Source organism: Erythrobacter sp. 'gip.4 top 5' (assembly GCF_056495765.1).
This window is the reverse complement of record NZ_CP200270.1, coordinates 1,723,840-1,747,155: the sequence shown is the minus strand read 5'-3', so window position 1 is coordinate 1,747,155 and position 23,316 is coordinate 1,723,840. Positions and strand designations below refer to the sequence as shown.

Annotated in this window: 19 protein-coding genes and 1 pseudogene; 3 read left to right on the top strand and 17 right to left on the bottom strand. The window is 57.1% G+C overall.

The window, feature by feature from the left end:
- Window positions 1–34 precede the first annotated feature (34 nt).
- The 12 genes from bamA to ACRANW_RS08290 form a co-directional block, all read right to left on the bottom strand.
- Window positions 35–2,725, bottom strand: coding sequence for an outer membrane protein assembly factor BamA (bamA, locus tag ACRANW_RS08345; protein ID WP_479431352.1), 2,691 nt, complete (start codon window positions 2,723–2,725; stop codon window positions 35–37).
- Window positions 2,726–3,003: 278 nt separating this feature from the next.
- Entirely contained in the window at window positions 3,004–4,101 is a 1,098-nt protein-coding gene (gene rseP / locus ACRANW_RS08340; RefSeq protein ID WP_479431351.1) for an RIP metalloprotease RseP, read from the bottom strand.
- A gap of 16 nt (window positions 4,102–4,117) precedes the next feature.
- The gene (dxr, locus tag ACRANW_RS08335) at window positions 4,118–5,284 is read right to left on the bottom strand and encodes a 1-deoxy-D-xylulose-5-phosphate reductoisomerase (protein WP_479431350.1); all 1,167 of its coding nucleotides are present in this window, start codon (window positions 5,282–5,284) and stop codon (window positions 4,118–4,120) included.
- 7 nt (window positions 5,285–5,291) lie between these two features.
- The gene (locus ACRANW_RS08330; protein WP_479431349.1) at window positions 5,292–6,056 is read right to left on the bottom strand and encodes a phosphatidate cytidylyltransferase; all 765 of its coding nucleotides are present in this window, start codon (window positions 6,054–6,056) and stop codon (window positions 5,292–5,294) included.
- Window positions 6,043–6,684 (bottom strand): polyprenyl diphosphate synthase, encoded by a 642-nt coding sequence (uppS, locus tag ACRANW_RS08325; protein ID WP_479433899.1) that lies wholly within the window; start codon window positions 6,682–6,684, stop codon window positions 6,043–6,045. The genes ACRANW_RS08330 and uppS overlap by 14 nt, the downstream gene beginning before the upstream one ends.
- Window positions 6,685–6,749: 65 nt before the next feature.
- Window positions 6,750–7,307, bottom strand: a complete 558-nt coding sequence (gene frr, locus ACRANW_RS08320; RefSeq protein ID WP_479431348.1) for a ribosome recycling factor — start codon at window positions 7,305–7,307, stop codon at window positions 6,750–6,752.
- Window positions 7,308–7,327: 20 nt separating this feature from the next.
- Window positions 7,328–8,047 (bottom strand): UMP kinase, encoded by a 720-nt coding sequence (gene pyrH, locus ACRANW_RS08315; RefSeq protein WP_479431347.1) that lies wholly within the window; start codon window positions 8,045–8,047, stop codon window positions 7,328–7,330.
- Window positions 8,048–8,208: 161 nt separating this feature from the next.
- Window positions 8,209–9,135: a translation elongation factor Ts gene (gene tsf / locus ACRANW_RS08310; protein ID WP_479431346.1), complete on the bottom strand. Its 927-nt coding sequence runs from the start codon at window positions 9,133–9,135 to the stop codon at window positions 8,209–8,211.
- Between the two features lie 146 nt (window positions 9,136–9,281).
- Complete coding sequence (rpsB, locus tag ACRANW_RS08305) at window positions 9,282–10,064, bottom strand: 30S ribosomal protein S2 (RefSeq protein WP_479431345.1); 783 nt, start codon at window positions 10,062–10,064, stop codon at window positions 9,282–9,284.
- A 490-nt stretch (window positions 10,065–10,554) separates the two neighbouring features.
- Complete coding sequence (pssA, locus tag ACRANW_RS08300) at window positions 10,555–11,451, bottom strand: CDP-diacylglycerol--serine O-phosphatidyltransferase (RefSeq protein ID WP_479431344.1); 897 nt, start codon at window positions 11,449–11,451, stop codon at window positions 10,555–10,557.
- Window positions 11,448–12,200, bottom strand: a complete 753-nt coding sequence (locus ACRANW_RS08295) for a phosphatidylserine decarboxylase (protein WP_479431343.1) — start codon at window positions 12,198–12,200, stop codon at window positions 11,448–11,450. The genes pssA and ACRANW_RS08295 overlap by 4 nt, the downstream gene beginning before the upstream one ends.
- 48 nt (window positions 12,201–12,248) lie before the next feature.
- Window positions 12,249–13,394, bottom strand: a complete 1,146-nt coding sequence (locus ACRANW_RS08290; protein ID WP_479431342.1) for a beta-ketoacyl-ACP synthase III — start codon at window positions 13,392–13,394, stop codon at window positions 12,249–12,251.
- A gap of 456 nt (window positions 13,395–13,850) precedes the next feature.
- Between ACRANW_RS08290 and ACRANW_RS08285 the strand changes: the two genes are divergently transcribed.
- Together ACRANW_RS08285 and ACRANW_RS08280 are read left to right on the top strand one after the other, a co-directional pair.
- Window positions 13,851–14,195: a DUF6481 family protein gene (locus ACRANW_RS08285; RefSeq protein ID WP_479431341.1), complete on the top strand. Its 345-nt coding sequence runs from the start codon at window positions 13,851–13,853 to the stop codon at window positions 14,193–14,195.
- A complete protein-coding gene (locus ACRANW_RS08280; RefSeq protein WP_479433898.1) occupies window positions 14,195–15,352 on the top strand; it encodes a JmjC domain-containing protein in 1,158 nt (385 codons plus the stop codon). The genes ACRANW_RS08285 and ACRANW_RS08280 overlap by 1 nt, the downstream gene beginning before the upstream one ends.
- Before the next feature lie 15 nt (window positions 15,353–15,367).
- On the opposite strand, the gene ACRANW_RS08275 is transcribed toward ACRANW_RS08280, so the two are convergent.
- From ACRANW_RS08275 to ACRANW_RS08255, 5 genes and pseudogenes are all read right to left on the bottom strand, one after another.
- Window positions 15,368–15,916 (bottom strand): pseudouridine synthase, encoded by a 549-nt coding sequence (locus ACRANW_RS08275; RefSeq protein WP_479431340.1) that lies wholly within the window; start codon window positions 15,914–15,916, stop codon window positions 15,368–15,370.
- A gap of 794 nt (window positions 15,917–16,710) precedes the next feature.
- Window positions 16,711–17,742 (bottom strand): annotated as a pseudogene (locus tag ACRANW_RS08270) (PD-(D/E)XK nuclease family protein); the annotation flags it as partial.
- Between the two features lie 92 nt (window positions 17,743–17,834).
- Window positions 17,835–19,201 (bottom strand): IS3 family transposase gene (locus tag ACRANW_RS08265; RefSeq protein WP_479431339.1). Its coding sequence is split into 2 segments (ribosomal slippage): window positions 17,835–18,848 and window positions 18,851–19,201, totalling 1,365 coding nucleotides; the frame shifts between segments, so codons are not numbered across the junction.
- 1,011 nt (window positions 19,202–20,212) lie between these two features.
- Window positions 20,213–21,751, bottom strand: coding sequence for a hypothetical protein (locus tag ACRANW_RS08260; protein ID WP_479431338.1), 1,539 nt, complete (start codon window positions 21,749–21,751; stop codon window positions 20,213–20,215).
- Window positions 21,679–22,863: a hypothetical protein gene (locus ACRANW_RS08255; protein ID WP_479431337.1), complete on the bottom strand. Its 1,185-nt coding sequence runs from the start codon at window positions 22,861–22,863 to the stop codon at window positions 21,679–21,681. Before ACRANW_RS08255 ends, ACRANW_RS08260 begins: the two co-directional genes overlap by 73 nt.
- A 36-nt stretch (window positions 22,864–22,899) precedes the next feature.
- Between ACRANW_RS08255 and ACRANW_RS08250 the strand changes: the two genes are divergently transcribed.
- Complete coding sequence (locus ACRANW_RS08250; protein ID WP_479431336.1) at window positions 22,900–23,235, top strand: hypothetical protein; 336 nt, start codon at window positions 22,900–22,902, stop codon at window positions 23,233–23,235.
- The last annotated feature ends 81 nt before the right edge of the window (window positions 23,236–23,316 follow it).

Sequence of the window (23,316 nt, the reverse complement as noted above, 5' to 3'; positions counted from 1 at the left end):
CCAACCGGTGCGAGAAGCTTTGTAAGACGTGTCATCAGAATTGGGTTCCTACGTTGAATGTAAAGCGTCGCTCATCGTCGCCCTCAACCTTGCGAATGGTCTGGGCAAAGTCGATGCGGAACGGTCCGAAGGGCGAGTTCCAGTTCACGCCGATCCCGGCGGTGATACGTGGGCTTGGCGAATTCCCCAGGAACAGTTCCTGAATATTGGTACCGCCCTGAATTTCCCGGCAGTTCGGTGAACCATCCGCTTGGGTCGGGCTGGTCGTAACGACACGATTGGATGAACTGCAAGATCCACCCTCAGGCGGCGTCGTGAAAAGGGGCAGCCCGGCTTCGTTGACCAACTGCGTTCCACCAGGATTAACAGTCAGCACCGGCGTCTCCACGCCCCACAAAGCCCCCACATCAGTCCAGATCGATGGTCGCAACCCGAGTTCCCGAGCCCCCGTGCCAAGCGGAATTTCAATCTCCGCACGGCCAAGGTAGTAGTTACGCCCACCAATTGCATCGTCACGGACGTTCCGGCGTTCCGTGATAAAGGTTGGGTTGCCGGCAGCATCCAGTACGGGACGATTGAATTCGTCTAGGATCGACTGCTGTGTCAAGATACGCGGACCGACGCCGCGGATGGCAAAGCCACGAAACTGAGGTTCGCCAAGGAAAAAGCGGTCAGTCAGCAAGACGTCGTCGACGCCAATTCCGGGGCGCTCTTGCAGCGGAATGATTGTACCGCCCTCGGCGAGGATCGAAAAAATGAAGCCCGAATTGCCGAGGTTCCAGAACTGCTGTGCACGTCCACGGAACCGCGCATATCGCACATCCCCGCCAAGTCCCGCAAATTCGCCACTAAGCGCGATCGTCTTGCCCCGCGTTGGACGAACGCGCGAGTTCAACGAATTATAATTGAGGCTGAGGCCTACAATCGAACTGAGCCGGGTGCCAATGGCATCGCAAAGAAAACGGCCAGCGCGAATCGGATCGCACTCACGGATGCCGTCGCCGTTTGTATCCGAGAAAAACAGATTCTCGTCGAGCGACACATCTTCATAGTTGAGCGTGTAGCTGCCGACCAACGACATGTATTCGGTCAGTGGCACGCCCGCACGCATCGAAAAGCCCGTCGTGGCCTGTTGGAATGTCGTGTTGCGATCGTTGCCCGTGAAGTTGAAGCTGTTGAAGTCCCGGCGATAGATATCGATGCCGCCTGAGATGTTGCGGTCGAAGATGTAAGGGTCAGAAAAGCTGACCTGCGCCGAACGCGAAAATTGCGAGTAATTGAGGCTTAGCCCAATCGTTTGCCCGCGCCCGCGAAAGTTACGCTGACGAATGCTTCCAGCAAGAATGAATTGCTCGATCGAAGAGAAGCCGGCCGAGAATTGCAATTCTCCCGTCGGGCGTTCTTCAACATTGGCCTGAAGAATGATCCGGTCTGGCGCACTGCCCTCGACCTGTGTGACCTCGAAGTTTTCTTGGAAATAGGCGAGCGAATTGATGCGCGCGGTGGTCCGCAAGACGCCCAGCGAATTGAAGGCATCACCTTCTGCCAGACGAAACTCGCGCCGGATCACCTTGTCTTGTGTCAGCGTGTTACCGTTGATATCGACCCGCTCGACATACACGCGCGGTGCCTCGCGCAGAACGAACGTCACGTTCATCTTGAGATTGTCGGGATCGCGATTGAAGCGCGGCTGCACGTCGGCGAACGCATAGCCGTATCGGCCCGCCAGCTCTGTCAGCTGTTCAACCGTGTCTTCGACCGTTTTCGCGTTGTAAAAATCGCCCTCTTTCATCGGCAGCTGCGTGCTCATCACGTCGCTGTCGAAGTCACGCAACTGGCTATCGACCTTGACGCCACCAAAGGTGTACCGCTCGCCCTCCTCCACCACATAGGTGATGATGAAGTCCTTTTGATCAGGCGTAAGTTCAGCCACCGCCGAAACGACGCGGAAATCGGCATAACCTTCGGTCAAATAAAACTGCCGGAGTTTCTGTTGATCGAATGCCAGACGGTCAGGATCGTAGCTAGTGTTGGAGCTGAAAAAGCTGGTCAGCCGCGCCTGTTTGGTCACCATTTCACCGCGAAGATCGCCGTCAGAGAATTTCTCATTGCCGAGAATGTTGATCTGGCGAACCTTGGACTTGGGTCCTTCCGTGATTTCGAAGACGATATCGACCCGATTTTGCGGCAGCTGCACCATCTTCGGCTCGACCTGTGCGGCAAATCGACCCTGCCGCTTGTAAAGCTCGATAATGCGGGCAACGTCAGCGCGAACCTTCGACCGGGTGAAAATCTGGCGCGGCGAGAGTTTGATCTCGGGCAGGATCTTATCGGGTTTGAGGCGCTCGTTACCTTCAAGCACGATGCGATTAATCACCGGATTTTCGGTGACGGTAATCACAACACTGCCGTTTCTGTTGTCGATTGCGTAGTTGGCGAACAATTCCGTCGCGCCAAGATCCTTCAGTGCTTCATCGGCAGCAACGGCTGTGTATTCTTGTCCTACCCGCAAGCGGATGTAACTCAGGATCGTGGTCGGCTCGAGCCGCTCGGCTCCAACCACAGCGATGCTGCGTATGGTATTGGAGCTCGGTGCTAGTGCAGGCGCGTCAGCAGGCGCAGCCGTTGATTGCGCTGCTGGTGCTGCGACAGCATCCTGCGCGCTTGCCATAACTGGAATGCCTGCGAGGATGGACCCGCAACATAAGACTGTCGCCAGTCGCATAGGAGCGCGCGACAAGGAAGGGGTGCAAATGACCGGCACCAGGCCAGTCTTGCTCAATCGGTTCATGCAGTAAAAATCCCGTTTCCAACCCTGCGGCCCACGTCGTCAAGCCTTACCAGTCATCACTTGCGCCGAATTCAATCGACCCTAACCCCGCGAAACCGCATCTGCCCTATGTCCCCACCGCAATCAAGCCGAGTGGTCGCTGCAACAGCGCACCCCATCGCGCTGTATCGCCCAAAATGCCGCATTAGCGCGCAAAAATGTCGGTTCCGCGCTCAGCTGCCAAAAATCGGGAGTGAAAAGACATCATTCACCGTCACCACCACCATCAGCATTAAAACCAACGCGATGCCTGTTTTATACGCCCATTCTGTCACCTGCGGGCCTACCGGCTTCCTGCGGATCGCTTCGGCCGCATAGAACATCAGGTGACCACCATCGAGCGCCGGGATTGGCAAGAAGTTGATGAATGCCAAATTAAGCGAGATCAACGCCGCAAAATGAATGAACGCCGCGGCGCCCATACTCATCTGCTCGCCCGAGTATTTCGCAATCTTGAGCGGGCCGCCAAGCTCATCAACTGATCGCTCCCCCGTGACGATCTGCTGGATGCCGGTAATCATCATCCCCAAAAAGTCCCAGCTCTGCTTCACACCGAGCGGGATCGCCTCAAAGATACCAACTTTTTCAAGCTCGTACTTGCCGCCTGCAGGCGCTACGCCGATCAATCCTTCGGTGCTCACATTGCCGAAATTGTCCGTGCGTTCGATCCGCGCGGTTGTCACCGGATAGTCGATCGTATCGCCAGCGCGCTTGACCGTGAAGACCATTTGCTTGCCGGGGTGAAGAGCAACCCTGGTCTTGAGGTCGGTGAAATCGCGGATCGGGCGGCCGTCAATGGATACGACAATGTCACCGATTTCTAGCCCCGCCACTTGCGCAACACTGTCTTCGGTAAGCGCGCCGATGGTCCGCGAATCCTGTCCGCCGACGATTACAGGCTTGCCGATTATAGCGAAGAACGCTGCAAAGATCGCGATGGCGATGACCAGATTTGTGATCGGCCCAGCCGCAACGATCAACGCCCGCTTCCATAATGCGGCGTTCTGAAAGCTGCCTTCCTCTACCGGTGCATCGGCGTCAGGCACGCTTGCAGGGTTCATGTCGCCTTTGAATTGAACATATCCGCCAAGTGGCAAGGCCGAAAGCTTCCAACGGGTACCTCGCTTGTCAGTGAAGCCTGCCAGTTCCTTGCCAAAGCCAACCGAAAATGCATCAGCTTTCACGCCGAACAAGCGGCCGACCAGCAAATGTCCTAGCTCGTGCAACGTGACGAGCGGCCCCAAAAGCAACATGAAGCCAACGACGTACATCCAGAAAGGGGGCGATTCAAACAAGGGCGTTGGTCTCCAACAAGTTCATCGCCTGCATCCGGCCGGACTGGTCGACAGCCAGTACTTCTTCAAGATTGGCAGGACGCGGGGCATCATTCGTACGCGCTAGCGTCTCTTCCACCAATGCAGCGATCCGGGTGAACGTGATCTGACCGGCGAGGAAAGCCGCGACGGCGACTTCATTGGCGGCATTGAGAATAGCGGGGGCCGAGCCACCCGCACGAATCGCTTCACGCGCAAGGCGCGTTGCCGGAAAACGCGTCTCGTCGGGCGCCTCGAAGGTCAACGTACCGATGGTTGCCAGGTCGAGCGGACTGAGAGGCGTTTCCATCCGCTGCGGCCAGGCCAGACACGAAGCGATCGGTACGCGCATATCCGACGGCCCAAGCTGCGCCAACGTCGACCGATCACGAAACTCGACCATGGAATGGATCACGCTTTGCGGATGCACAACAATGCCAAGGCGGTCGAGGCCGACCGGGAAAAGGTGGTAGGCCTCGATGTATTCGAGGCCCTTGTTCATCATCGTGGCGGAATCAACGCTAATCTTGGCCCCCATCGACCAGTTGGGGTGTGCAACCGCTTCGGCGGGCGTGGCAACGGCGAGGCGCGCGGCGCTCCATGTGCGCAATGGCCCGCCGCTTGCGGTCAGAGTGATCCTGGCGACATCGTCTATCCGATTTCCGGACAGACATTGGAAAATTGCATTGTGCTCGGAATCCGTCGGCAGCAGCGTCGCGCCATGCTTGGCAACTGCCTGCATGAGAACCTCGCCTGCGGAAACCAGCGCCTCCTTGTTGGCAAGCGCAATCGTGCCACCGCGTTCCACCGCCGCCATAACGGGCGCGAGGCCCGCACAGCCGACAATCGCCGCCACTGTCATGTCCACCGGTCGCGATGCTGCCTCGATCAACGCCGCACGGCCACCTGCAGCCTCGATTCCGCTTGTGCCAAGGGCTTGGCGCAGTTCAGGCAAGCACGCCTCATCGCCAACCACGGCCAGCTTTGCGCCGAATTCAATCGCCAGCGCCGCCAATTCCGTAGCACTGCATTGCGCGGTCAATGCATCCACCTGCCACGCATCGCGATTGCGACGCACCAGATCGAGCGTCGACGCGCCAATCGATCCGGTTGCGCCAAGCAGAGTAATCGAACGGGTCATTACCACATCATCCCAGCAAAGTGGTTGCCGTGGCAATCACAAACAGCACAAAGAAGACCGAGATAAACCCGTCGAGCCGGTCAAATAACCCGCCATGGCCCGGTATCAGGCGGCCTGAATCCTTGACACCGGCCCGCCGTTTCATCCAACTTTCGAAAAAATCGCCGCTCTGCGCGAGGACCGCAATCAACAGTCCCCCCACCAAGGCCGTCACAAGGCTGATCCAGTTATAACCGGGCACGGCGGCTGGTCCGAAGTCAGCCATCTCCACGCCAATACCTACGACCCCTGCGAGAAGTGCGCCGCCGCCGAGCCCCGCCCAAGTTTTGGATGGACTTATTCGAGGCGCGATCTTGGGCCCGCCAATGGCTCGCCCCGCAAAATAGGCACCAACGTCGACGGCTACGACGGGAAGAACAAAGCCGACCAAGACCTCAAGCGGGCCATAACCTGACAATTCAGGATCAAGTGGAAGGACCTGCCGCCCGTTGCGCACAGCCATAATCGCAGTCGCGGCGCCGCCGATATAAAGCACGCCAGCAAAAAACCAGATTGTTTCGCCCAAACCTGCCATGCCGAACTGCTCGATCAGCCTGTTCCATTCCCATATGATACCGCAGGCGATCAGAACCACAAACACGGTCCAGAACCATCCGCCCAGCCACAAGGCTAACCCTGCCAAAACAAGCATCACGATTGCGGACGCCATCCGTACCGGCAGATCGGTTATTCCCGCCTTGGGGTCGCGCACCCGCGCTTCACCGTCCGCCATATCGCCGCTCCCTCCGGGCAAAATCGTCGAGGGCCTGATTGAGATGCGCAGGTTCAAAATCGGGCCATAAGGTATCCACAAACAACATCTCGGCATAAGCTGCCTGCCACAGCAGGAAGTTCGACAGCCGAATTTCTCCGCTTGTGCGGATCAGCAGGTCGAGCGGTGGCAAATCGGCCGTGTCGAGCGCGGCCGCGATGCTTTCTATCGTAACGTCACCAACAGCAGCTGCTTTTGCCGCTGCCCGCGCGATTTCGTGCTGTCCACCATAATTGAGCGCCACCGCCAAGGTCTGCTGGCCATTAGCCGTCTGGGCCAACGCATCTTCAAGCATGGCGACAATATCAGGCGCCAGCGATTGCCAATCACCGATAATCTTCAGCTTGACGTTATTCGCTATAAATTCGGGCAAGTCGGTTTTGATGAACCGGCGCATCAGGTTCATCAAATCATCGACTTCATCTTCGGAACGCTTCCAGTTCTCCGAGGAGAACGCATAAAGCGTAAGGCATTCAAGACCAGTCGGCGCAAGGCTGCGTACAAGGCGCCGCACCGCCTCGACGCCGCGCTGATGGCCGACTGCTCGCGGTAAGGCCCGCTTCTTGGCCCAGCGGCCATTGCCATCCATGATGATAGCCACGTGTCTGACGCGCGATTGATCCAAGCTTGTTTCCTAACATCCCGAACCGGAAGTCACTGCGTCAGGATTTCCTGTTCTTTCTTGGCAGCGGCCTCATCGGTTTCCTTGACGTACTGATCCGTCAGTTTCTGCACCTGCTCTTCGGATCGCTTGCGATCATCCTCGGAGATTTCCTTTTTCTTTTCGTCAGTTTTTAGGCTTTCCATCGCGTCACGGCGCACGTTGCGGATCGCGATCTTGGCCTTTTCGGCATATTGGCCCGCCAGCCTGGCAAGTTCCTTGCGGCGATCTTGAGTGAGATCGGGGATCGGGAGGCGCAGAGTCTGGCCATCAATGATCGGATTGAGACCGAGGTTGGCGTGGGCAATACCCTTTTCTACCGCCGTCATGTTCGATTTGTCCCACACTTGCACGCTTAGCATTCTGGGCTCTGGTACAGTCACATTGGCGACCTGATTGAGCGGCGTCATCGAACCATAAACCTCGACCACTACGGGATCGAGCAGGCTGGCATTGGCACGGCCGGTGCGCAGGCCTTGCAGATCGCTTTTGAGAGCTTCGACAGCACCCTTCATCCGGCGTTCGACATCGGCCTTGTCATATTGCGGCATGGCTTAGGTATCCTTCGATTTCAGCTATCTTGAACAATGGTCTGCACGCCCTCACCCGCTAACACGCGGGCAAGATTGCCCTTCTCGCGAATAGAGAACACCACAATCGGGATTTTATTATCACGGCACAAGGCCACGGCAGAAGCATCCATGACCCTGAGATTATCGGCAAGCACGCGGTCATAGCTGACCGTGTCGAAGCGAATGGCCTTGGGATTATATTTGGGATCGCTGTCATAGACCCCGTCAACGCTGGTGCCCTTAAGCAGCGCGTCACACTTCATTTCTGCTGCGCGCAATGCGGCGCCGCTATCCGTCGTGAAATATGGTGCACCAACGCCTGCAGCGAAAATTACCACGCGACCTTTTTCAAGGTGACGTTCAGCACGGCGCCGGATCACCGGCTCGCACACCTTGTCCATCTCAATCGCGGACTGCACGCGGGTCTGAACGCCAAGCTGTTCCAGCGCGTTCTGCATGGCAAGCGCATTCATCACGGTTGCCAGCATGCCCATGTAGTCCGCTTGCGCCCGGTCCATCCCTTGCGCAGCCCCTGCCATGCCGCGAAAGATGTTACCTCCCCCGATGACCAGGCAGATTTCAAGTCCGGTTTCTTTGGCCGACTTCACCTCTTTGGCAAGATCGGCAACGAAGGACGGGTCGATCCCGAATTGCTGGTCTCCCATCAGCACTTCACCCGAAAGTTTCAGGAGTACGCGCTTGATTGTGGGGAGGGACATGTCGGGGGCGGCTCCGGATGGAATCTCGGGAAAGTGATCTGGAATGGGCGCACTTAACGGGCAAAGTGCTATTCCGCAAAGGGTAAGCTGGCAGAGCCCCCAAGGAAACAGCCGCCGCGGCAAAGTGCTGCGACGGCCGTATCAGGATTACAGTTAGAAAATCAGCCTTTGACAGCTGCAGCCACTTCTGCAGCAAAATCGACCTCTTCCTTTTCGATGCCTTCACCGAGCTGGAAGCGCGCATAGTCCTTAAGCACGATCGACGTGCCTGCCGACTTGCCGGCCTGCGCCACGAGATCGGCGATGACTGTCTTGTTATCCATCACAAAGATCTGACTCAGCAGTGCGTTTTCCTTGGCAAACTTCTTCACCGCGCCATCAACCATCTTGGCTTGCACGTCTTCGGGCTTGCCAGTTTCAGCAGCCTTTTCGGCGGCGACTTTGCGTTCACGTTCGATCACGTCGGGATCAAGCCCTTCAGCGTCGAGCGCCATCGGGAACGCGGCAGCCGCATGCATGGCCAGTTGCTTGCCCAACGGCTCGAGTACGTCGACACCGGCATCACTTTCGAGACCGATCAGCACGCCGATCTTGCCAAGACCTTCGGCAGCGGCGGTATGCATGTACGAAATCACCGCACCCTTATCGACCGCAACAGTCTTGATGCGACGGATCTGCTGGTTTTCACCAATGGTAGCGACATTGTCGGTCAGCTTGTCAGCCACGGTTCCGCCATCCGGATAGGGCGCAGCCTTCAGCGCTTCGACATCGTCGGCGCCGAGTTCGAGAGCTACAGCGGTCGCATTGCGGACAAAGTTTTGAAACTGGTCGTTCTTGGCGACGAAATCGGTCTCCGAGTTTACTTCTACCGCCACGCCGCGGGTGCCCTGTACCAGCACGCCAACCAAGCCTTCGGCGGCTGTACGGCTTGACTTCTTCTGTGCAGTGGCGAGACCTTTGGCGCGCAGTGCATCAACCGCAGCTTCAATATCGCCGCCGGCTTCTGTCAGCGCCTTCTTGGCGTCCATCATACCAGCACCTGTGCGCTCGCGCAGCTTCTTCACGTCTGCGACGGAAAAATCGGCCATGAGATAATCCTTTTCATCTGGTGTTCGGGCGCCCGGCTTGCCGATCCCAAACGGGAGGGCAACGCCGGGCGCGCTAAAGCATTAATGTGACGGGTCTTTGACGAGAATGACGGCCTATCAACAGCCATCCAAGAGCCCGCGCGAGATCAGGCTTCGGCGGTTTCCGCCGCTGGACCATCAGCAATAACGGCTTCGGCTGGCGGTTCGGCCATCGCGCCAAAATCGCTCGATACGTCAGCCTGGAACTTGCCCTTACCAGCCATCGCAGCCTCGCCAACTGCCTGACAATACAGGCGAACAGCGCGGCTCGCATCGTCATTACCCGGGACCGGGAAGGCGATGCCGGAGGGATCGACGTTGGTATCAAGGATACCGATGACCGGAATGCCAAGAACATTGGCTTCCTTGATCGCCAGATCTTCCTTGTTGGCATCAATCACAAACATCACGTCCGGGATGCCGCCCATATCGCGGATGCCGCCGAGCGACGCTTCAAGCTTTTCGCGCTCGCGCGTTAGCTGGAGAACTTCTTTCTTGGTCAGACCCGAGGTGTCGCCCGAAAGCATTTCCTCAAGCGCTTTCAAACGCCGAATCGAACCCGAAATCGTTTTCCAGTTAGTAAGCATCCCACCCAACCAACGATGGTTGACGAAATGCTGGCCTGCCATGCGCGCAGCTTCCGCAATCGGCTCCTGCGCCTGACGCTTGGTGCCAACGAACAGCACCTTGCCGCCCGAACGAACGGTCGATTCGACAAAATCGAGCGCGCGCGCAAACAACGGCACGGACTGCGACAGGTCAATAATGTGAACACCGTTGCGCGCGCCGAAGATATACGGCTTCATCCGCGGGTTCCAGCGGTGGGTCTGGTGGCCGAAGTGTGCGCCGGCCTCAATCAATTGCTGCATCGTGACGACAGGTGCCGCCATAAGTAATTCCTTTCCGGTTGTTCCTCTGGAAGGCTGGAACCGCGTAAGCGGACATCCCGCAAACGGCACCGGTATGAGCGCCTTCCATGTGAATTTGCTTCGAACAAAGACAAAAGCCCGGCCCCGAAGCAAGCGGTCCCTTAGTCGCCACGCAGGCAGAAATCCACCCTTGATTGCGCGCATCCAGCAAAAATCCATTCACACATGCCGGAATGCGCGCTTGACAGGTCGGAACATGTGGTGAACAAAATGGCGGAACAAACAACGAACGACTGCGGAGGTTACGTCATGTTCACTCTCACCATTGCTCTGCTGTTCACGCTGACCGGCGTGGTTGCTGTCACGACAATCACGCATTGCTTGCTAGGCGCACGTACTGCGTATGCGCAGCTGTTGCAGGAACGCGATAGAATTCGGGCAAACTACAGTCCCCAAGTAGCCGCATTGGACTTGCAGGCGCGTCCGTTTACGCGATCCGCTTCCCTAGGTGTCACACCGATACTGCGCTCGGCTCCATATGAGTGGTGTCTCGATCAAGTGCGCGCCGCCGCTTGATCCGCCCGTATCTGACAAGACCGTACGGCATCAATGCCAGATAGAATATGCTGATGGCCGCCATGGTCCACCACGGTTCAACTAGCAAAGCAGCAAACGCCAGCCCGGTGAAAGCAATTAACGGCAGCCTGATCGAGCGACGCGGGCGCAGGGCGCCCCAACTTAGCGTTGCCATGTTCGAGATCATTAGAATCGCTATGATCGTTAGCCAGGCTGCCATCAAAATGGGTTCACGAAAAAGGGCAATGTTTGTTTCTTGCCACAGATAAAACGGAGTGAAAGCCAGCCCTGCCCCGACAGGCGCCGGCACGCCTGTTAGAAAGCCTGCTGATTTGTGCGGTTGCTCATCAGTGTCGATCTGTGCATTAAAACGTGCAAGGCGTAATGCGCAGCAAATCGCGAAAGCAAGCGCAGCAAACCAGCCGAACTGCGGCCAGTCCTGTAACGACCACATGAATAGGATCAATGCAGGAGCCACTCCGAACGATAGCGAATCCGCCAGACTGTCAAGTTCCGCGCCAAAGCGCGATTGCGCGTTAAGCATCCGCGCTACCCGTCCATCCATTGCGTCGAGCACACCGGCCAGCAATACCAGTGCGATTGCGTAGCCCCACAGCCCCTCCGTCGCGAAGCGGATGCCTGTCAGACCCGAACACAAAGCCGCAGCCGTGATGGCATTGGGCAGCATTGCCCGCAGGCTAAGTCCGCCCCCGAGATTTCTCGGCGCAGAAACAACATCTTCGTCCTCGGCCGCCTTTGGCCCGAGACGCGCGGGAAAAAATCGCGCGCCGGGAAGTTTGCGCCCACTACGTTGCGCCGGTTTATCATTCATTGGGCAATTCCTTCGATCAGCCCGCGCTGGCCGATCTGAGCGATCACGGTCTCGCCTGCTATTGTGGTCTGGCCGATCATCACACTGGGATCAGTGCCAGTTGGCAGGTAGATATCGACGCGACTGCCAAAGCGTATCAGGCCAACGCGTTGGCCCTTGGCAACCATATCGCCGGGCTTGACGAAGGGGACGATCCGGCGCGCAACAAGACCTGCGATTTGTGTGAACCCGATTTTTATGCCGTCGGCGCGCTCGATGAGAATGTGCTGGCGCTCATTCTCATTGCTTGCCTTGTCGAGTTCGGAGTTCATGAAACGTCCGGGGATGTAGACCACCCGCCGCACCGTTCCGCCGACCGGCGTTCGATTGATGTGGACGTCGAACACGCTCATGAAGATCGAAATACGGGTCACCACGCCTGCTGAAAGACCGGGGAAGCCGGAACCATCGTCAACCTGCAATTCCAGAGGCGGCTCCACCTCTTCAATAAGCGTAACAATCCCGTCGGCGGGCGCGATGACTGACGCGTCATTCTGCGGCACAATGCGCTCTGGATCACGGAAAAATGCAAACACGCCGATGCTCAGAAAAAGCAACGGCCAGCCGATGATCTGCCATTCGAGAATGAAAAGAAAGAACAGGCTTGCAGCAACTGCGATCAAGCCGAACTTGCGGCCCTCTGGATGGATCGCTGGCAATTCCCAGCTAGCCACGCCACGGCCTTTGTTATCGAGAATTTCGCCTGCCATGCCCGCGCTTCTAGGTGGTGATCCACGTGGCGGCAAGCGACACGGCCCTCACTTTGCCCTTCGCACAAACACCGTACCCGCGGAATAGCCCGCGCCAAAACTGCAAATCAGACCCGTATCACCTGCTGCCAAATCGTCGTGGTGCAGATGAAAGGCAATTATTGAACCAGCGCTTGAAGTGTTGCCATAGGTATCGAGCACGGTCGGGCTTTCGTCCTCGCTTGCCTCGTGGCCGAGTACCTTTTGTGAAATCAGCCGGTTCATCCCGGCATTGGCCTGATGCAACCACAATCGCCGCAGGGCGTGCGGATCGAGGCCCAGTCGCGCTGCTTCTTCAAGAATCATTTGCGCCACCATCGGCACAACCTCTTTGAAGACCTTTCGGCCTTCTTGGACAAACAGTTTGTCAGCGGTGCCCTCGGTTTCAGGGGATGCGCGATTGAGGAAGCCAAAATTATTACGGATGTTGTTAGAGAATACGGTCTTCAGTTTCGTGCTCAGGATCTCCCAGTGCTGAACCGGCGCAATGGCTGCATCTTCGACGAGCACAGCCGTTGCCACGTCACCAAAGATAAAGTGGCTGTCCCGGTCGCGCCAGTTGAGATGGGCTGACGTAATTTCGGGGCTTACCACTAATACCGAACGCGCATGGCCAGCGCGAATGTAGTCTGCCGCTGTCTGGATACCGAAGGTAGCTGACGAACAAGCGACGTTCATATCAAAGCCAAAGCCATCAATCCCCAAGGCCTGTTGTATCTCAATAGCCAATGCCGGGTAAGCGCGCTGCATGTTTGACGCCGCACACAAGACTGCGTCGACATCCTTAGCGTCACGACCTGCGCGCTCCAGTGCCTGCCGTGCCGCTGCGACGCCGATCTCGGCCATGATTGATAATTCATCGTCCCTGCGTTCAGGCAGGCGCGGGCACATGGTTGCCGGATCAAGAATGGCTGCCTTGCTCATCACGTGACGCGCCTTGATCCCGCTCGCTTTTTCGATGAACTCAGCCGAGGATTGAAGCATTGCCTCCATGGTCCCTGAAGCAATCGCATGCGCGTGATCCGCGTTGTATTGATCTGCGAAGGCGTTGAAGCTGGACACAAGTTCCGCATTCGAAATGCTTTCTACCGGCGTAAACAGTCCGGTGGATGTGAGAACGGGACGCCCGGTTAGCGAAGCTTGAATTTCCTGCATGGCTCTTTCTTATGTGGAAGGCGGGCCTTACTGCCCAGTCGTCACCGCCGCAACCCCGCCGCTTCCCCGCCGCTTATGGATCACGATCGAGTGCCCTTATCATGCCAAATGAACAGCAAGGCTGATAACACGGGATTGCAGCATGCATCAGATTTCCTCCACGCACGCACTATCGTCGAGGGACAGGCCGCGCTGCCCTTGCAATCCTTCCAAGAAGGCGCTGGTTTGCTTTTGGTCACACAACCTGCAGCAAGGAAATGTTACGCAGCGGACAAAATCGGGTCTGTTGATTGTTGGCATTATCGACTAGAGGCTTGCGCCGCGTGTCGAACCCGCGCCCGCAAAGGGTGCGCACGTCATCGGCGCCAGGGCCCGGATGCCTCTTTTGAGCCCGGCCTCTGACCATTACCCACACGCGCCGATTTGCGATACGCATTTTGGCAGGAGCAAAGACACATGAAGGGCTACAAGCCGCCAAGCTTTCAGGACCGGGCTACAACATCTGCCAAGGCAAAGGACAAGGCATTGGCCAAGTTAAAGGCCGTGCCACAGCTTACTGAAGAGCAGTTGGCCGAACAGACGGCCCGTCGCGCCGAGCGTGAGGCCGCTGCTGAGGCCAAGGCGGCCAAGGCGCGTCAGGCGCGCGAAGAGAAGCAGCGGCTGGCCGAAGAAAAGAAGGCCGAGGCCAAGCGCGAAGAGGCTGCTCGTCTGGAAGCCCTGGCGCCACCTCCGAAGAAAAGCGAAGCTGAATTGAAAGCCGCTCGCGATGCGCGTTACGCCGCACGCAAGAAGCGCAAGTGATAACTAAGGGGCTTACGTTGCAGGATTTTAATCCTGCGGCATTTTTGCGGGATTATTGGCAAAAGAGGCCACTTCTGATCCCGTCCCCGTGGGCTCAATGGTCCAATCCGGTCAAACCAGACGAGTTGGCCGGCTTGGCGTGCGAACCGCTGGTCGAATCGCGCATCATCACGCGACGCGATCATGCATGGGAGCTGGAACACGGCCCGTTGCCGGAAACCCGTTTCGCCCAGGAAGCCCGCGATCCGTGGACTTTGCTGGTGCAATCGGTCGACCACCATTTTCCTGCAGTGGCTGCCATGATTGATCCGTTCCGGTTCGTCCCCAATTGGCGGATCGACGACGTGATGGTCAGCTATGCCGTCGACGGCGGCGGGGTCGGCGCGCATTTCGATCACTATGATGTATTTTTGGTGCAGGGACTTGGCCAGCGCCGGTGGGAACTGGGCGCGCTTTGCGATGAAGACACGCCTTTGCTTCCGCATGATGGTCTTTGCCTGCTTGCGGATTTTGAAGCCACTGAGGAATGGATCCTCGAGCCTGGTGACATTCTCTATATTCCACCACGCTATGCCCATCGCGGCACGGCCGTTGGCGATGATTGCATGACGTATTCGATCGGCTTTCGTGCGCCGTCGCGCGCAGAGCTGGTCGAAGCTTGGGCCGACGACATGGTGCCCGATCTGACCGACAGCGACCGCTACACCGATCCGCATCTTGCCCAGCAGGACAATCCCGGCGAAATCAGCGCTGACGCAATCACCAGCTTGCAGGACATGATCGCCGAGACACTTCTTGACCGCGCTAGATTCGCCCGCTGGTTTGGGCAATTCAACACATCTCCGAAGAACCCCGAGATCGATTGGAGTCCGGAGCACGCAGCCGAGGCCCGCGAGATCAAACAGCTACTGGCGGCGGGTCACTCCTTGATACGCAACCCCGCAAGTCGGTTTGCCTACCTGCGCGAAACGGACACATCTCTCATGCTGTTCGCAGACGGAAACTGTTTCTCATGCACGGCTGACGAAGCCACCTTTGCGCAAGCAATCTGTCACAAAACGGAGCTAGCGCTGGATGACGACATTTCCTCCGAAACGCTTGAGTTGATCGCAACGCTCTACAACGCAGGAGCTTTGGGCTTCGACACTGATGCGTGACACGTAGCACTGTAGTCAGGCGGAGATTTCCACAAACTGGCCGGATGCGATGGCGGCGACGGTCCAATCCCCGATTGACCATCGCACCAGCCGCAAGGTGGGCAAATTTACCGCCGCCGTCATCCGCCGTACTTGTCGATTTCGTCCTTCACGGATTGTTATCTTCAGCCAATTGTCAGGGATTAATTTGCGCTGACGAATCGGCGGGTCGCGCGGCCACAAATCCGGTGGATCAATCGGCTCAACGGTCGCTGGTAATGTCATACCGTCCTTCAGCCGCAATCCATTGCGCAGAGCCACGAGGGCGTCTTTGTGTGGATCGCCCTCCACTTGAACGAGATAGGTCTTGGGCAGCTTGAACCGGGGATCAGAAATCCTGGCCTGAAGCTGCCCGTCATCACACAAGATCAGCAGGCCCTCGCTATCACGATCAAGGCGTCCAGCCGGATAAACTCCCTTCTCTTTTATGAAGTCTGATAGAGTCGCGCGCGCAGTTGGTGATCCGCGATCGGTGAATTGCGAAAGAACGCCGTACGGTTTGTTAAACAGGATCAGGCGTGCCATCGGGTCGTCCTTATCGCGCCGCAAGCGCCACGTCTTTCTGCGTCTTACCGCGAGGATGGCCGCTTAAACAGAAGCTCGCCAATTGACCAGCACATGCCTGCGCAATCCGATAGTCGGGGGAGCGAGAGAGCGAGAACGCAAAGGTCAAGCGGCTACTGGCTGACACAATTCTCGGCAACGTGGCACTTGCGGAGCTTCTTTCAAAAAAGTGGTGACGCCCGCCGCTATGGGGGGAACGTGCCTGTCGTCCGCGTATATATCGGGCTTCGCATTTTTGCGCCGTTTCGTAACGTGGTGCCCTTCATCCTCGCCAATATCATCGACCCGTAGGCCAGATGCCTCGCCGTTTCGAAGCCCATGGAACAAGCAGAGCAATGGAACCCAGAAATCTCCAGCCTTGCGCTTGTCGTTCTCCCATGAACTCGCCCTTGAGAAAAGAGGCGACGTCAGTCGGCCAACGCTTCCGCACCTGCCATTTGGCGGACCCGGCCCTGCGGGACCGTTTGAACATCTCTTCCATGCCTTCCGTGTAGCACTTTTGTGTAGCAGTCGGAAGGAATAAACCGTTGTTTTTCAGGCTTTTCAGCGTCCTAAAGGGGCGTGGTGGCAGGGCTTGTATCGAACCAGAATACTTAAATACTGATAAGTAGCGTGATTTCTGATTGATAACTCTTTTGCCCCACATTTTACCCCACATAATTACAACTCGATCAAAAATTCGATGGCTTTGGCAAAAAGACAAGCGATCAACATTTTTCAGCGCAAGGTTGCCTTCGGGGTATGGGCACAGACAATCAGTCAGTGAGCTTCCGATGTGGCATTGAATAGACTGAGTCGGTCGCCTCGGCGATCCGCTGTTGCACCTCTAAAGCGAGGTGAACAACAGCGCTCGCCAAAGAGACCGGTTCGATCATCGCACGCCAGATGTGATCATGAGATTTGTCAAGTCGACCATTTTCGACAAACATTTGCTGATGCGCCCACCATAACCAATCGCTATTTTTTCCCTCTGCATGAAAAATTTCAGCGTGAAGCACTTTCCAGATCCTCTGGGCATTTGCTTCAGTCAGGTTCGAACCACGGCGGCGACAAACACCAATGGTAGCTGCGTTTTCGCGCCCCGCTATTTCAAACGCAAAGACGACCGGAAATCGGCTGCCAAAATCAATCGTAAGGTAATGATAATTAGCGATCTTATTGCCGGGCCGCTCGGACGGATCTGTCGAAACGGTCCAGTCATCTGGTGCGAGACTAGTCATAGCCTTTGCGAACCTCACGTAGAGCTCCTCTTCAAGCGCTCTCGAACCGTCTCGAATGACTAATGCCGCATCCATTTTATCAGTATCATCGCGCACTAGGCTGAGCAGCATTTTCTGCGTTTCCATATCACCCTCTCCGATAACATGCGTGGCCATGTGATCTCGCATTTGCTCGATAAAACGCCTCGATACGCAGTTCGTGGTCTTCTTCGCACATGCATCAAGCCATGTTACAAGAACGCGATAATCGGTGTCGACAAAGCCAGCGTCGTCAGCAGCCGCGACTCGTTGATCAAACGGGACCGAACCGACCCAACCCTTCAACGCAACAAGCACAAATGGCTTACACGTTTTGGCGAGATGCGCGTGGTAATGTGGAAGCTGTTCGAAGCCGAACGCTGCGTAAGGCTTGTTTTCAATCGCAAGAGTAAAGCCGCCACAGCTGACCACGATATCGATGCTGCGGTTTTCAAATGTCCGCACTTCACATTGCGCTTGGACCAGATCGAATTCTATTTCCTTTTCGATCCCGAAAATATCGAAGAACAGGCGAAGGAACGTATCGCCTTCCCCATGGGTAGCGCTTGTCCGTCGTCAGAACATTTGGCGCAATGTGCGGCGTAGATTAGCGGAGTGCGGGCCTCGTCTGGGGTTTGGTTTTAGGCGGCGAGCTTGCGGTGTTGCAAGCGCCGATGTTCGATGGTCTGTCGCTTGATCCTTTCGCGCTGTTTGATGATGGCCGGTGCCCTGCCGAAGTAGACGTCGGCGGGCGTCACGTTGCACAGCGCTTCATGGTAGCGCTGGTGGTTGTAGTGCTCGACGAACGTCTCGATCTGGGTCTCAAGGTCGCCGGGCAGGAAGTAGTTTTCCAGCAGGATGCGGTTTTTGAGGGTCTGGTGCCAGCGCTCGATCTTACCCTGGGTCTGCGGATGCATCGGAGCGCCGCGCACATGGCTCATCTTGTTGGCCTCGATGTATTCCGCCAGTTCGCCCGCGATGTAGCTGGGGCCGTTATCGCTGAGCAGTCTGGGCTTGTGCAGCACCGTTGCACTGTCGCATCCTGATGCGGCGAGCGCCATGTCCAGCGTGTCGGTCACATCCTCTGCCCGCATGTTGGTGCACAACTTCCAGGCGATGATGTAGCGCGAGAAGTCGTCGAGGACGGTCGATAGATACATCCAGCCCCACCCGATAATCTTGAAGTAGGTAAAATCGGTTTGCCACATCTCGTTCGGGCGGGTGGTCTTGGTGTGGAACTGATCGGCAGCCTTGATCACGACGTAGGCCGGGCTCGTGATCAGATCATGGGCCTTCAGCAGGCGGTAAACCGTGGCTTCGGACACAAAGTATTGGCGTTCATCGGTAAATCGCACGGCCAGCTCGCGCGGTGACAGCTCGGACTGCTCCAGCGCCATTTCGATGATCTGGTCCTGCACCTCGGGCGCGATGCGGTTCCACACCCGGCTCGGCGCTGACGGTCGATCCGCGAGCGCCTCCAGGCCACCATCGAGGTAGCGGTCATACCAGCGGTAGAACGTCCGACGGGCAATGCCGAGCTTATCCAGCGTCCGCTTGGCGGGCAGGTGCGACTGCTCGACGATCCTGATGATCTCCAGCTTTTCAGAAGCAGGATACCTCATTCGTCGTCGCCCCCATCCGCGATCATGCTTTTTTTAAGCAGGCGGTTCTCGAGCGTCAGGTCAGCTACGCATTCCTTCAAGGCGCGGGCTTCGCGGCGCAGATCCTGCACCTCGCCGGTGGTCGCGGCACGGGCGGTGTCGCCGGCCAACCGGCGCTTGCCGGCTTCCATGAACTCCTTCGACCAAGTGTAATACAGGCTCTGAGCGATGCCTTCCTTGCGGCACAGCTCGGCAATGCTGTCTTCGCCGCGCAGGCCGTCCAGCACGATGCGGATCTTGTCTTCGGCCGAGAAGTGTCGGCGGGTTGCACGCCGGATGTCCTTCACCACTCGCTCAGCAGGGGCCTTCTTGGGAGGGGATTTTTTCAAGGAGGATTGGGTCTTCATCTTCGTTCCTTCGTCACTACGACGAAGCCCCAACCCTCCTTAAATCACAACCTCAAATCTGTGCCATTGGTGCTGACGGGGGACACATAATTACGGGCTTCTGCTCCGTACGTGGCGAAGAGCTTTTGCGCGGCTCGCCAAGACTGGGTGTCCTTACTAAGGTAACCAAGAATGAATGCGAACTTTCGTGCCAATGCTAAAGAATGGCCGTGCTTTTCTAAGAGTATCGACGACGCCGCTAGTATCCCAACGTCGTCTCCGTCTACGATCTTTCTGTTAAGATTATCGAGACAGCGCAGAGCCTCGCAGACCTGTTGATGACACCGCTCGGCGCGCATGACCACGTAATCGACCCGCGCCGCCTTTCCCGGTATTGGGACGAATACGCCTGCCTCTAAAAACGGGGGTGCCTCTCGCGGAAACTCGGGAGAAAGCGTTAAGTGAGCGAAGAGCGGGTTGTGTCTGAGGTTGTCATCGAGCGCCACAATGTCTCGCTTGTCCGCGCTCTCCATAAGGCGAAGAAAAGTCGCACGCGAAGCAGTGCCAGCGTTCTTCTGGAGTAATCCCCGCAAAAGATCCCTGCTTCTGGTGTTGGTGATGTCTTGCAGTTTGGGCGTGCGAGTTGTCATAGGATCTGGCACTGCGGGACCTCAAGCGTTGAATAAGAGTTGGAAACTAGGGGGCAAGCCGCCGATTGGCTAGCGCATGGCACGACTTTATCGACACCAACAAAATACAGTTGCCAATTAAAGTCGAAATCACGTGTCTTTACCCGCAGACAGCAAAGAAAGTCTTTGAAGTGGCGCGGCTGCGTGCTAAAAAAAGTCGAACGCTACATGCCTCACTTTGCCGTTAGACCGCACGGCTGGTGCCTCGGTAAGCTGTGGGCAGTCGCCAAAGGCTTCCAGCATGTAAACAGCACCCGCAGAGTCCGGAATCGAGTGGTGACAGTTTGCTACAAATGGGCCGGGTTGGGGCGCCGCCAATTGACCCGCAAACGCCAGCATACAGTCATGCAGCGCCGTGCATGTCAGCCTGGCTCAGCACCTGGAACATCTTCGTCAGGTAATCCCATCCATTGCTATCCATGAAGAGCACGTTGCGTGCTTCGAGGTCGGCGCGGTTTAATCGACGTAAATTTAGCAGGTCCCCAACCTGAGTTTCGGATAAGATAAAGGCATTTAGGCTCAGAGCGCCGCCACCGATCTCATCCTGAAGCTTTTTCACCTCCTTCGATAGGCCGAACTTTGGGTCATCAAGGTCGAGGTTGCGGATGCCCTTGGGATCCACAAAGCTAAGGCTCTGGTGGCCAGTTTCATCATCGACCAGCCAAAGCAAAAAGTCCGGGTAGAAATTTCCAGCTAAAGCGAAGCCTAGGCCCTTTGCCTTGGAGTCGGCATTGCGCAGCAAGTAGAGGCTCCGTGTCCCGATTGCCTCGCGACCCGCGTCGGTCTGGTAGAAAGCCATCAGGTCCTGCACGAACCTTATTTCACTCTCCGCGCCCAGCCCGAGCGGCCGCATTTTCAACGGCAGCGCCGCGTCTTTCACCGGGCAAAGCAGCGGGTAAAACAGGTGCTGATCGAAGCTGATCGCGACCATATTGGCCGCTTGCCACTTGCTAGCTTCGCCGATGTTCCCCGCCGCAACAATCTCCTGCAGCGCGGTCAAACGGTTCAGGTAGGTTTCGCCATCGTCGCTGTTCTCAACCTCGAACTGGTATAGCTTGAGCATTGAGCCATGCTCTTCCGTCACCTCGTCGAGATCAAAATACTGGCCCTCATAGGCCGCTTTCAGACCCTGATAGAAGCGGTCGGTGTAGTCACACAACAGTTGAAGCAGCACGTCCTGAAGCTTAAGGATTGTCGTAAAGCCCGAGAATGTCAGCTCGCTCGCTGGCATGAACAGGGTGTACCAGTCATCGTGGCTCTCGCAGAATTCGCGAAGCTGGCCCTTCTCGAGGCGTAGGTTGCTCCAACTCTTCTGTAGCTTGTACTGCTGCAGTGACAGGAAAAGGCGATCCCAATCGAACATGGCCATGATGGCTCGGTCGATCTTGCCGGCGTGGCGCGCATTACGGTCATCTGCCTGGCCCTTGCCATCTGAGGCCATAGCCTCAACGCGTGGGTAAAGGTCCAGCGAGACATGCGGCGGCTTGATCTTGCCTTCGAATTCCGCGGGCACTTCGTAGAGCCATGGGAAATGGACCCGCTTGAAGCCTTTGGCCTGATTGTCCTTGTAACCATCGCGAAGCTTGAGCGTTTTCAGGCGCCGGCCAGTCGGCAAGTTGCTGCGGGTCGTGAAATCCAGAGTGATGATCTCATCGCTCGGAGTGATGCCTTCCTCGATGAGGTATTCGCGGAAGGTGGCCATGTAGTCGGCGCGCACCCCGAAGATGTTGAGCGCCTCCAGCTTTTCGAGGTGGCTTCCCTTCGGCCGTTCGATCGGCAGCGACCGCTTCAGCGACATGCCGCGCCCCTTTAGGCGAACGCCGCGGCCGAACAGCTGGATGATCTGGGAGCCCTCACCCCGCCCCATATTGAGCAGGCCCATTGTCGAAACGCGCCAGCTCGACTATCCACCGTCAGATAGGGCTGTGCTTTCAGCTCCGCGACCGTTCCGGGCGCTATGCCATCGCGCATCCCCAGATCGTGCCACTGCGCCCATTGGGCGGGGTTCGCCGCAATCCGGTCATAAAGCGCCTCCGGAACGCGATCGAGCGTGACGCAATAGTGCGCCGCCACAACGAACTTCTTCTTGAGCCACAGCTTCTTCTGAAAATCCTCGATGCTGGCAAGGAAGGTGATCAGATCCCGCGCAATGGCGCGCAGGCACTGGATCATCCGCAGATTGGTTTCAATCGCGGCAAAGCTCATCGCATCCTGCACATCATCGAGGTTCATCACCTCGTTCTTGATGTAGAAATCCAGCTCGCGGCGCAGGAATGTGCCGAGGTCTTTGTGGACGAAATAGTCGGCCGTGTTCTTCTGGGTGTAGGTCGTCAGGTGCTTTTCCAGCACGGTGCGCTGCGGGTTCTTGTCGGTCGGTGCGCGGGTGGTCAGGTCCAGCCAGCTCGTCTTGACCGCCTCGTCGGCCAGCACCGCTTGCACCGCAGCATCGACCATCGTCTCCTGCTTGGTCTTGGCCGGGAACGCCCGGTATTCGAAGCGGATGACCAGATCGCCGTTTTCTTCCGCGATGGGGACGATCTCGTCCTCGAAAGGCTCGCCCTCATCATCGATGCGCGTGACGGTCCGGGCCTCGGCCAGCGCGAAGCGGCGGTCTTTGTCGTTGTCCTTGCGGTTATCCTTGGCGGTATCGGCGGCGATCAGCTGGAACCGGACGGCGCGGGGCTCCTCACCATCTCTGGCTGGCAGCTTGAAGCCATAATTGCTGAACGCCTCGCCGGACTTGGTGTAATACTGGTCCTTGTTGGCCCAGTGCAGCACCACCTCTTCCCCGGCATAGGGAATGGCATAAGTATCGCCTTTGTACCGGCGCTGGCTGATGAAATCGCCCTTGTCATAATAGCGCGAAAAGAACGCCAGCAAGTGCGAAAACACCGCGTTTTCGTGATCCGACGTGCCCGTTGATGCGGCGGCGATGGCCGCGCGCAGGTCTTTCACCTTGGGCGCGGCTTCGGGATCGACGCCTGCCGAGGTCAACGCCTTGACCGTCTCATCCAGCTCGCGCTGCTGCGCTTGCGTGTTGGCGGCAGAACCGCTGGCCAGCGCTGCTTCAACTTGCGCCTTCAGCCGGGTCGACAGATATTCGTTGATCTCGTCCGCGCGGGCATTGAGAATGCGGTAGACGCCGAAATCCAGCTCCGGCCGGTCAATCTGGAAAATCTCGCGCAGCTTGGTGACGAGTTCGTCGAATTTAAGCGCTGGACATCACTCTTCTCCAGCACCCTCGCGGGTTGCCGTGCCATTCAAAATTCCAATGCCATGATAGGGCGCACGCCAATAGCAGCGCGCCACATAAGCATAGCCACAAAACGCGGCTTGTCAATTTATATCTATTTTTCAGTGTTTTAGATGATTTATCGGCTCACTCAAAATAGACCGTTTTTGCAGTCGATGCCCGCGATGTATTCCCCCAGCCTACCTGCGCGTGGG